9 protein-coding genes and 2 pseudogenes are annotated in these 10,364 nt (G+C 51.4%); 5 read left to right on the top strand and 6 right to left on the bottom strand.

Annotation, left to right across the window (positions count from 1 at the left end; translation table 11 throughout):
• Nucleotides 1-1,228, bottom strand: a 1,228-nt coding sequence (locus L691_RS0101360) for an FAD-dependent oxidoreductase (RefSeq protein ID WP_232229065.1), incomplete at its 3' end; no start/stop codon positions are given.
• 380 nt (nucleotides 1,229-1,608) lie between these two features.
• On the opposite strand from L691_RS0101360, the gene L691_RS0101365 reads away from it, so the two are divergent.
• Nucleotides 1,609-2,208 (top strand): ANTAR domain-containing response regulator, encoded by a 600-nt coding sequence (locus tag L691_RS0101365; RefSeq protein WP_025688310.1) that lies wholly within the window; start codon nucleotides 1,609-1,611, stop codon nucleotides 2,206-2,208.
• A 13-nt stretch (nucleotides 2,209-2,221) separates the two neighbouring features.
• Nucleotides 2,222-3,265: an anthranilate phosphoribosyltransferase gene (locus tag L691_RS0101370; RefSeq protein WP_025688311.1), complete on the top strand. Its 1,044-nt coding sequence runs from the start codon at nucleotides 2,222-2,224 to the stop codon at nucleotides 3,263-3,265.
• A gap of 150 nt (nucleotides 3,266-3,415) precedes the next feature.
• On the opposite strand, the gene L691_RS0101375 is transcribed toward L691_RS0101370, so the two are convergent.
• Nucleotides 3,416-5,041, bottom strand: coding sequence for a sensor domain-containing diguanylate cyclase (locus L691_RS0101375; RefSeq protein WP_025688313.1), 1,626 nt, complete (start codon nucleotides 5,039-5,041; stop codon nucleotides 3,416-3,418).
• Between the two features lie 298 nt (nucleotides 5,042-5,339).
• Here L691_RS0101375 and L691_RS0101380 point away from each other — a divergent pair, with 298 nt between their 5' ends.
• Entirely contained in the window at nucleotides 5,340-5,720 is a 381-nt protein-coding gene (locus L691_RS0101380) for a PilZ domain-containing protein (RefSeq protein ID WP_025688315.1), read from the top strand.
• A gap of 171 nt (nucleotides 5,721-5,891) precedes the next feature.
• A complete protein-coding gene (locus tag L691_RS0101385) occupies nucleotides 5,892-6,737 on the top strand; it encodes a sulfurtransferase (protein ID WP_025688317.1) in 846 nt (281 codons plus the stop codon).
• Between the two features lie 101 nt (nucleotides 6,738-6,838).
• Here the strand turns inward: L691_RS0101385 and L691_RS0101390 are convergent, their stop codons facing one another.
• Both L691_RS0101390 and L691_RS0101395 read right to left on the bottom strand, forming a co-directional pair.
• Nucleotides 6,839-8,050, bottom strand: coding sequence for a multidrug effflux MFS transporter (locus L691_RS0101390; RefSeq protein WP_025688319.1), 1,212 nt, complete (start codon nucleotides 8,048-8,050; stop codon nucleotides 6,839-6,841).
• A complete protein-coding gene (locus L691_RS0101395) occupies nucleotides 8,041-8,715 on the bottom strand; it encodes a class I SAM-dependent methyltransferase (protein WP_025688321.1) in 675 nt (224 codons plus the stop codon). Before L691_RS0101395 ends, L691_RS0101390 begins: the two co-directional genes overlap by 10 nt.
• A gap of 161 nt (nucleotides 8,716-8,876) precedes the next feature.
• Between L691_RS0101395 and L691_RS33275 the strand changes: the two are divergent.
• Nucleotides 8,877-8,972: pseudogene (locus L691_RS33275) on the top strand (DinB family protein); the annotation flags it as partial.
• A gap of 49 nt (nucleotides 8,973-9,021) precedes the next feature.
• On the opposite strand, the gene nifH reads toward L691_RS33275, so the two are convergent.
• Complete coding sequence (nifH, locus tag L691_RS0101400; RefSeq protein ID WP_025688322.1) at nucleotides 9,022-9,900, bottom strand: nitrogenase iron protein; 879 nt, start codon at nucleotides 9,898-9,900, stop codon at nucleotides 9,022-9,024.
• An 87-nt stretch (nucleotides 9,901-9,987) separates the two neighbouring features.
• Nucleotides 9,988-10,364: pseudogene (locus tag L691_RS32400) on the bottom strand (ABC transporter ATP-binding protein); the annotation flags it as partial.

Below are 10,364 nucleotides of genomic sequence, written 5' to 3' on the forward strand. Positions count from 1 at the left end.
CACAGATGATTTCATCATCCGCCATCGCCTCCAGCCGGGCGGACGGAGAAGCTTTCAGCGCGTCGTCCGGGAGCCCGAGCAGCAGAGATCTTTCTTTGCCCTGGATCGATTCACCGCTCTTGATCAGGGAGAACAGCTGCGCGCCATCCGCCGTATCGCCGAACAGCACCGCGCCGATCAGCTTGTCCTCGCTGATAACTAGCTTCTTATAGACTCCGCCGATCTCATCCTGATAGCGAAGCGCACGCGACCCGGCAGGTTCGTCATACTGTCCTGCGGAGAAGACATCGACGCCTGACACTTTCAGCTTCGTGGAGGTTACCGAGCCCTCGTAGCCCTGCCCCTGGACGCCCGCCAGCCGTTTGGCGAGAACAGCCCCCTGCTCATACAGCGGGGCGACGAGACCGTAAGCGATCCCCCGATGCTCCGCGCATTCCCCGATGGCGTAGACGCCCGGAATATTAGTTTCCATATAATCGTTAACGACAATGCCGCGACCTACGGCAATGCCGCTTTTTTGCGCAAGCGCGGTATTCGGACGAATTCCAACCGCCATCACAATCAGATCGGCTTCCGCTGAGGTGCCGTCGGCGAAGAGCAGGCTTTTGACCCGCTTTTTGCCAAGAATCGCCTCCGACTGCTTGCTTAGCAGAAACTTCATGCCTTGGGCTTCCAGCTCTCTTTGCAGCATCACCGCAGCTTCCTGATCAAGCTGTCTTTCCATGATGTAATGATGGATATGCACGACGGATACTTCCATCCCCAGATGCAGCAGTCCGCGGGCCGCTTCCAGTCCAAGCAGTCCTCCGCCGATGACAAGGGCTTTTTTATAGGTTTTGGAGGTTTCCATCATAATCTGGCAGTCTTTGATATCGCGGAAAGCGATAACGCCTTCTTTATCCGCTCCCGGAAGAGGAAGCATGAACGGATCGGAGCCGGTGGCCAGAATCAGTTCATCATACACAGCCTCAACCCCGAGGTCGGAACGCACCTTTTTATTCACGGTATCGATGCTCTCAATCCGGTGGCCTGTATACAAGGTAATATGATGACTGCGGTACCACTCGTAATCGTTAATGACGATTTCAGACAAATCTGTTCCCCCTGCGAGAACGGAAGAAAGCATAATCCGGTTGTAGTTCGGATGCGGCTCGGCGCCGAAAATCGTGATTTCGTACGCATCGGGAGCCAGTTTCAGCAGATGTTCAATTGCCCGTACACCTGCCATGCCATTGCCTACGAGCACCAGTTTTTTACGGGATAATGTCAATTTATCTCTCTCCTCTCGATGGAAAACACAGGGAAACACAAAAAGCCCACTTCATGCCGGCACGAGAGAAAGCATCCCCCAAACCAAACATGCAAGCAGGCGCCATTGCCGCTTTTTCTTAGATACGTCTTTGTATCCTGAAAGATTGATTTTGTTAAACTGACTATACAACACGATTTAGTAAACGTCAATAAATTTGACATATTAAAATTTAATTATTTAAATTATCGACATTGAACCTCATTTTGTGTTATATAAAATAACATGAGACAGTTTGAAACTCATGATTAGAAGTGCGCAGTTAGTACATCTTATTGCAAAAAAAGGAGCGTCCGACTATGCATTCCCTGTTGGTTGTATATAGCAGGCTGAACGGAAACTCTCCGGACAAGAGCGCTGCCGGGTCCAAGCCGGAACTCCTTCTCAGATCCTGCGGCTATATTGTAGAAGTGGCCGCTTCCCGGGAAGAAGCCGTCTCACTGATTGCCGATGTTGACGCCTCCATCCTGTGCCTGCCGATTACGGAGTTCAAACACTGGTCGGATCTTCTGATGTCATGCAAGACCGCTCCTATTATATGGTGGTGTACAGAAGAGACAGCCACCCTCTCCGTAGCCGCTTGCGAGGACAACTTTATTGCGGATGGCGTCCTGTCTCCGTCCATGCAGCCTCACGAAATCCATTGGAGCCTTCATTTTGGAGCCAAACAATGCTTTGAACGGAAGCAGTGGATGAAAGAAAAGGAACAGCTCCTCTCCCGTCTCGATGAAAGAAAATGGATAGAGATGGCTAAAGGCATCCTATCCAAGTCCAAAAATATTTCCGAATCCGAAGCATACGATCTTCTGCGCAAGCAGGCGATGAACGAACGCAAACGGATGGTCGATGTCGCGACCTCGATCGTTAAGGTATACCGAATTCTTCAGGATCAAAGATAAGGGGGCACCGCTCATGATTAACATACTTAAAGAAGTCGCTAGAGGCAAAAGAGGCGCCCGCGATCTGAATTATGAAGAAGCTGCTGCTTCCGCAAAAGCGATTCTTAACCAAACTGCCACACCGGCCCAGATTGGCGCGTTCCTGATCGCCGAACGGATCAAGCTCGAAAGTGTGGAGGAGCTGGAGGCATTTGTGTCCGTCTGCCGCAGCTTTGCCCTGCGTGAACCCCTACACGAGGGTATAGACTGCGCCGGTCCTTATGACGGCCGTCTCCGCTCTTTTGCCGCGACCTTTCCGACCGCCTTTCTGCTTGCCGCCGCAGGACTGCCGGTAACACTGCACGGCTCCGCTTCGCTTCCTCCGAAATGGGGAATCACGCTGCAGGACATCATCATGGAAGCGGATATTCCTGCTCCCTCGCTTTCCCGTACAAGCTCTATTCATGCCGCCAACCGCAGCGGAGTGTTGTATGTAAGCTCCGAGGAATGGTGTCCGCCTCTAGGGCGCATCCGGGAAATCCGCGAGGAAATCGGCATGCGGACTATTTTGAATACGGTGGAGAAACTGGTTGACTACTCCTGCTCCCCCTTCATCGTGTTCGGAATACATCATAACACGGTGTTTGACCGACTCTCGAGACTTCTGATCAAGCTTGGCTACCGCAAAGCCTTGATTGTTCAAGGGCCCGAAGGGTCCGAAGATCTGTATATCGACCGCCCTACCCGGGTATACACGGTAGAGAACGGCGATTCGGGCCTGGATATTATAGACCCCGAGGCACTGGGTCTGGACACTCCCGTTCCGGAACTCGACTGGGATGCCCGTCTTCAGCTGGAGACGGCGGAAGCTGTGCTCCGGGGAGGCGGTCATCTTGCTTTCTACAATCAAGTTATGTTAAACGGCGGCGTCCGATTGCATTTAGCTGGCCGCGTCGGTTCCATTGAGGAGGGAGTCTATACCTGCAAGGAGCTTCTGGACAGCGGCAAGGCTTGGGAGGCGTATTGCGCCTGGAAGAACGCGCTGCTCAGTGAACCTCCTGTAACGCATTCGGTATAACACGAAGAACCGGCAGCGCTGTCTCTTTGCAGAGCTTGTGTTTCCGAAGTCAGCGATTGATTAATGCCATTAGGCAGCGTCAAAGCGCCTTCTACCGAACAACGGTAAGAGGCGCTTTGTTTTGATTCGATTGGGCGTTTATCCCCAAAATTATACCGCCGTTTCAAAAGTAATCCGGTTCTTGCCGCTCCGCTTGGATATATAGTACGCGTCGTCCGCCAAACGCAATATTTCACTTGTATCCTGGTTCTCAGGGCTCCAGACGGCGGCGCCGATGCTGCAGCCGACATGCACGAATTCCCCGTCGATCAGGAAGGGTTGATTGATCTTGTCAATGATGCGTTTGGCTACGGCCTCGGCTTCCTGCATCGGCTTTGCGGCCGACGTATGCAGGATGACCACGAACTCATCCCCGCCTATGCGTGTGATCATCTCATTTTCCCGGGTCGATTCCAGCAGACGGAAGGATACCTCTTGCAGCAGCTTGTCGCCTATTTTATGTCCCAGCGTCTCGTTCACCTTCTTAAATCCGTCCAAACCAAGATACAAAAAGCTTAGTGTCGAGCGATTCCGCTTGGCTTTGTTTACAGCATGAGCTAAATAATCGTCAAGAGCCGTTCGATTAGGCAGTCCCGTGAGCGGATCATGCCTCGTCATATCAGACATATAGAACGGCTCCGGCTCAGGCCGGGTAAGTTTATTCACAAGATTGCGTAGCGACCTAGAGAGCATGGACAGATCTTTAATCCGCTTAAACTCGGGAATCTCCGCCTTGCCGCCCGAACTGAGCAGATCGGCGCTCTCACTGATCCGCTGAAGCGGACGGATCATCCATCCGGCGCATAACCATCCTGCAATACCGAATAGCACGGCAATAGCCATCCCCGACAGAACGATATTATTTTGCAGCTTGCGCACGGGGGCTAAAGCAATATCCGCCGGCTGACGAATAATCACGGACCAACCGAGACCAGGAAGGTCCATTTCACCGTCTCCATAAGCGTAACCCGTTAAAAACGATTGGCTTCCCTTATGCTCTTCAACGAGCCAGGAGCTTCTGCCCTGACGCGCCAGCGCTGAGTCCGGCATCTGCTTGCCAACCTGGTTGCTTGGTCCAAGCAGAATTCTATGGTTATTATTGCTGACGACATAGACCTCGGCACCCTCCACCCGTTCTTTTAGAGTCGCCAAAATAGAGGATTCGGCCTGACGGGCCCATTCCCAGCTCAGATGCGCTGCCAATACGCCTAAGGTCTGTCCGCTTTTGTCCTTAACGGGGACGCCGATATCCACAAATTGAAGCCGCTCTCCGCTTGGATTAGGCAGGATTTCGGTCAATAGCGAATCATCATGTTCATCGCCGATATAGGGAGCCTGGAGCCCATTTTGAAAAACGGGCTGCTCCTCCATGCTTCTGCCTTCCAAAATATTGCCGGTTGCCGCAAGAACGCTGCCTTTTGTATCCGCATAACCGATCCAGGAAAATACCGGCAGACTTTCTTTCAACTGATTCAGAAGCTCTGCAATCTCCTCCTTATTCACAGGCTCCTGAAAAGCTCTAAGCTTGCCAAGCATCTCTATTTCCCCGGCCCGCGTCCACATAAAGTGGTCCAGATTATACGACATCTGATATGCCGCTTCCGCCAGCGATTTCCCATTGGTAACTTCTGCGGTCTTGGTGGTTTCATTGCCAATCAAATAACTGAGCAGCACGGTCAATAAAATAATAACGGCTGCAAACGCGCCCGCGAATAAGGTCCGCAAATTTATAGACACCCCGTTTCCCCCTCCCTTTTCCCTATGTAACGTTCCAGAAGACTATGTTGTAATATGACAACAGCATTTTGGCATATTTTTTGTTTTATTCTTATATCGGAAAACAGAGGGGCTTTCTGAAGCTGCGGTACATATAAATCGGCAATCGAAACGCGTTTTCTGCAACGTTTTCTTTTACGAAGCTGTTTTCGCCTTTTTTTGTTGCTCTCTTCAATATTTTTGCAAAATAATCTTTAAGGAAGATTGTCCTATCCGCATCATTTCGTTATAATAGCAAATAAACGGGCGGAGGGAAATTATGGGCGCTGCCAGTAGAAGAGAACCATTCCGTTATGTTATGAATCAACCCATTGATTGCTGGCTGGAACTGCCGGCCGGCAGCACGAGTCCGGGTGCCGGACAGCAGACCGAGGGTGTGCTGCTTGATCTGAGCCGTTCGGGCTGCAAGGTTCGCAGTTCATTAAACGTCCGGTTCACGTCTAAGGACACCAGAATCATCATTCATTTTAAGTTGAACGAGAACATGCTTCGGTTTACGGGAAGCGTTCGCTGGGGCTGGATGTATGGCCTTGGCGAATACCAGTACGGAGTCAGACTCGACTTGACCCCGGAAGAGGAAGACATTCTGACGAGCGAGCTTGATCTCTGGACAATGACATCGAGCCAGGAAGACAGCTAGGAGAAGACGGGACAACCCGTCTTTTTTGCTTCTATACGGGCGGCGCGGCCTCTCGCGAATAATGACCGTTCTGCTTCCGCAGTCAGCCATTTCCCACTCTCTTTGTCCCCTCTACTTTTTTCGTTATAATAGCTTTAATATACTTGAAAAATTGGGAGGAAGGTTGAAATTATGGATTCCGTTGTTTCCACCCGCTGGCTGCTGGCCCGGCTGTATGAACCCGAGCTGGTTATTGCGGATTGCCGCTTTCTGCTGTCCGATCCCGAAGCGGGACGCAGCGCCTACCTGAAGGATCATATTCCTGGAGCCGTTTATTTGCATCTGGAGGAGCAATTATCCGCCCCTGTCGGTCCGCATGGCGGCCGCCATCCCCTGCCGGAACCTGCTCTGATTGCAGCTGTACTAGGCCAAGCAGGTATTAGCCGGGACAGCATCGTTGTTGCATACGATGACCAAGGAGGCGCGTTCGCTTCCAGACTGTGGTGGATGCTCCGCTACTTGGGTCATGATAAAGTTTATGTTATGGATGAAGGCTATTCGGCGTGGAAGGCGGCGGATTTTCCGGTAAGTGATAGCCAACCCGTCCGAATTCCAACCGCGTACGAGCCGGAGGTCCATCCTGAAATGTTGGCAAGCGCCCAGGAAGTCACGCAGTATTCCCAGGCCGGCGGCTCTACCGTTCCGCTGCTGATTGACTCCCGTGAGCCGCGCCGCTATGCCGGCCTTGAGGAACCGATCGACGCTAAGGCCGGGCATATCCCGGGTGCGGTGAACCGGTTCTGGAAGGATGTCCTTGACGAGCAGGGCCGATGGAAAGACGCCGCCGTGCTGAAGGAGCAGTTTGCCAGTATTGATCCAAGCCGCGAGACAATCGTCTACTGCGGCTCCGGCGTCACCGCCTGCCCGAACGTGCTCGCGCTTCATCGAGCCGGGTATGACAAGGTCCGGCTGTACGCGGGAAGCTGGAGCGACTGGATTAGCTATGAGGAGAACCCGGTTGCGACCGGGGAAGAGTAAATATAAAAAGCCCGCGTCCAGCGCGGGCTTAAAGGCTGTGGCAGGCTGCCGAAAGGCTGGCTGACGCGGCCCTTTTGTCGTTCCTTGCAATTGATTTGTAATTAAGAACACGTAGAATAGCTGGTTTGGGATTTATGTGCAAGTCCAAAGTAAGCAAGGAGAGCCAATAAGCTGGTCGACAAGATAATGACTCCCATTGGGACTGCTGTATATTCACCGGCAATACCAACTAATGGAGAGGTGCATGCTCCCAGCAGAAACGGCAGCAATCCAAGAAGCGCGGATGCGCTCCCTGCCCTCTGACTTTGTGACTCCATGGCTAAAGAGAAGGAGGCTGTTGAAGTTGTTCCGATAGATGCGACAAAAAAGAAAAGCGGAATAACTAATGCCAGTAATGGGCCGTTCAGAAGAATCACAATTAAGGCCGCAAGACTGGACGCGCCGGATAACAGCAATCCAAAACATAGGAAGCGGCGCTCCGAAATCACATGGCTAAAGCGTCCAACGACTTGCGAACCGAGAATTAAACTTATTCCATTCGATCCGAATAAAATGGCAAACAATTGGGGAGAGGCGCCGTAAATATTCTGGTAGATAAAAGGAGTCCCAGATACATAAGCGAATACCCCTCCAATCATAATGCCTTGTGCAAGCGCGTATCCGGTAAACTGACGGTCTTTAAGCAAGGATCGAATACCTATTATCAGTTCGCTAAAGTTACCTGAAATTCGATTCTGAGCAGGCAAGGTCTCTTTCAGGTTCAAGGTTGCAAGGATAACTAACACCAATCCAACCGTACCCAAAACCACAAAAACACCCACCCATGTAGTAAAGGCAATGACGCTGCCTCCTGCCACAGGTGCAATTAAGGGAAATATATTATTTACCAACATGAGCAGTGAAAAAAACTTGGTGAGTTCCGGTCCGCTATAAACATCGCGGATGATCGCCCGAGAAATAACAATTCCTGCGGAAGCGGCAAAGCCTTGAATAAAGCGTGCTGCTATAAAATAGAAGATATTAGGTGAGACCGCGCAGATAAAAGAAGCGATTAAGTAGATAATAAGTGAGATTATTATGGGCCTCCGTCTTCCATGAACGTCACTCAAAGGGCCCATAATGATTTGACCCAGACCTAATCCTATTAGGCAAGCAGTTAGACTAAGCTGCACCAGAGAAGCACGGGTGCCAAAATCAGCAGCGATTTCAGGAAATGACGGCAAATACATATCGATTGTAAGAGGACCCAGTGCCGAAAAAGCGCCTAAAAGCAAAACAAGTCTAAGCCGGTTATCAGTTTTTGTTAAAGACATCGTTTGATTTTCTCCTGACTTATGCAATCAAGACCAATGAGTACTCCATTGGCAAAAGTATTCACCCACTGCCGAAAGCCTTGATCTCCACCCTCCAGCGGCGTTGGACGGTCGAAGCAATAAGCGAGATCTACCGTCAGCCCATGCTGTTCCAGCAGGGTTGCGTATTGGCCAATGCTGGGGAAATACCAAGGCAATTGGAGCTTGTCACCGGCACCAATAGCGGCAAAAACGCGCGGCAGCCCATCAACGATTGAAGCGATATTGCCGAGTGCGCCGAATTCGGCGACAAAACGGCCGCCAGTGCGCAAGCTGGCTGTGATGGAGGCGACTGCCTTGTCCGCATCCTTCATCCAATGCAGCGCGGCGTTGCTGAACACAGCATCGGCTTCCTGCTCTGCTATATACGTTTGACCGTCCGCAAGTTTAAAGCTAAGATCAGGATACTTGGCACGGGCGGCCTGAATCATCTCTTGGGAAGCGTCGATCCCTGTTACAATAGCGCCTTGGTCGGCAATGGCTGCGGCCAGATCACCGGTCCCGCAGCCCCAATCTATGATCCGCTCCCCCTGTTGCGGCCTTAAGAGACCTATCAAAGACTCCCCAAAATGGGACACGAATGACATATCCTTATCATAGGTTCCAGTATTCCATTGCTGTTTCAATGCAGCACTTCCTTTCTTTTTTTCAGCAAATACTCAGACATTCTCGCAGCAGTTCGTTTTCATGTGTATTGTATAATGCCTTATGCTTATACGTGAAATATATAGATCGTATTGCCGTAATTGGTTATGACTATAAGCGCACCCTTGTAAATCATTGAGCGTATCACCGGGTAAATATTACGGCTATGCTGAGGCAGTTGGGATACCCGGGAACGCCCACTGATTTCGGTTTCTACTTGCACACTTTGAATCAATAATCGGATATGCAAAAGGGGCACCCCGATTCGGGACGTCCCTCTTCTCTCATTACAAATTGCCTGCCGCCGCTGGCGATAACACCCCGGTTTCCAGTTCCACCAGCTGTTTGCCCCAATTGGAAGCCCACTCCCGGAGTTCGCCCGTTTCCAGAGGAACCGGAACTTTAGACTCGGTATGGTCTACGATTTTCTGGGCCAGCGATTTATAGATCTGCGCCTGTTTGGAGTCTGGGTCCGCTTCAATGGTCGTCTTCCCTTGCAGCTCAGCCTGCGTCACGGATACCGAACGCGGAACATACTCCATCACCTGCGTATGCGTACGGGCAACGAAATCATCAACGATCTCCTTGGCGTAAGGAGCATTGATCGAGTTGGCAATAACCCCGCCAAGCAAGGCGCCGCCCTCGGTAGAGTATTTATGAATCCCTTTAAAAAGGTTGTTAGCCGCATAGAGTGCCATGAAATCGGCCGAGGTAACCGTAAATACATGCTCGGCAATGCCTTCCCGTACAGGAACGGCAAATCCCCCGCAGACTACGTCCCCAAGGACATCATAAATGACATAGTCCAGATCAAGCTCTTCAAAAACTTTCTGCTGCTTCAGCAGAGAGACGGAGGTAATGATCCCTCTTCCCGCGCAGCCGACACCCGGAGCCGGTCCGCCCGCTTCCACGCAGTAAATTCCATTGAAGCCTTCAAATATAACGTCATGCGCTCTTACAATCTGCTTATCCCTTAACGTATCTAGCACAGTTGGAATATATTCGCCGCCGCGCAGTGTGTTGGTCGAATCACTCTTCGGATCGCAGCCGAACTGCATTACCTTGTAGCCAGCCACCGACAGAGCCGCGCTAATATTGGAGGTTGTCGTTGACTTGCCTATCCCCCCTTTGCCGTAGATTGCGATTTGTTTTATTTTTTTAGCCATTAAAATAGCACTCCTTCGCTGTTATACGCATTTTTTACATTGGTATACGGACAACATCTAACTCTACCTGTTATCCCCTTGGCAGAATCATAATGCCGCCGATGAGGAGAGCTGTTCGGCAAGCTCAAGCGGCGCTTTGGCAACGGCCGGCTGGGCTGGCGGTTTGGCCGCGGCCGTCTCGCCTTGCAGCAGCTCCCATACCCGGTGCCGAATCCAGCTGAAATCAGCGGTGGATTGGACATCCCCCACACTTCTCGGACGAGGCAGAGAAACGGGAACAATTTCGCGAACCTTGCCGGGATTCGGAGACATCACCACGACCCGATCGGCAAGAGCGACAGCTTCATCAATACTGTGGGTAACAAAAATAATCGTCTTTCCGGTCTGCTCCCAGATCCGCAGCAGTTCATCCTGAAGCGTCTCGCGGGTCTGGGCATCCACTGCCGCAAACGGCTCCCCCCTAA

This window comes from Paenibacillus zanthoxyli JH29, from assembly GCF_000520715.1.
GTDB lineage: Bacteria > Bacillota > Bacilli > Paenibacillales > Paenibacillaceae > Paenibacillus_AQ > Paenibacillus_AQ zanthoxyli.

Bases quoted from the DNA above. Each gene is read 5' to 3' on its own strand.
- L691_RS0101390 (WP_025688319.1), bottom strand. From the start codon at position 8,050: ATGTCTTTAACAAAAACTGATAACCGGCTTAGACTTGTTTTGCTTTTA.
- L691_RS0101380 (WP_025688315.1), top strand. From the start codon at position 5,340: ATGGGCGCTGCCAGTAGAAGAGAACCATTCCGTTATGTTATGAATCAA.
- L691_RS0101385 (WP_025688317.1), top strand. From the start codon at position 5,892: ATGGATTCCGTTGTTTCCACCCGCTGGCTGCTGGCCCGGCTGTATGAA.
- L691_RS0101370 (WP_025688311.1), top strand. From the start codon at position 2,222: ATGATTAACATACTTAAAGAAGTCGCTAGAGGCAAAAGAGGCGCCCGC.
- L691_RS0101365 (WP_025688310.1), top strand. From the start codon at position 1,609: ATGCATTCCCTGTTGGTTGTATATAGCAGGCTGAACGGAAACTCTCCG.
- nifH (WP_025688322.1), bottom strand. From the start codon at position 9,900: ATGGCTAAAAAAATAAAACAAATCGCAATCTACGGCAAAGGGGGGATA.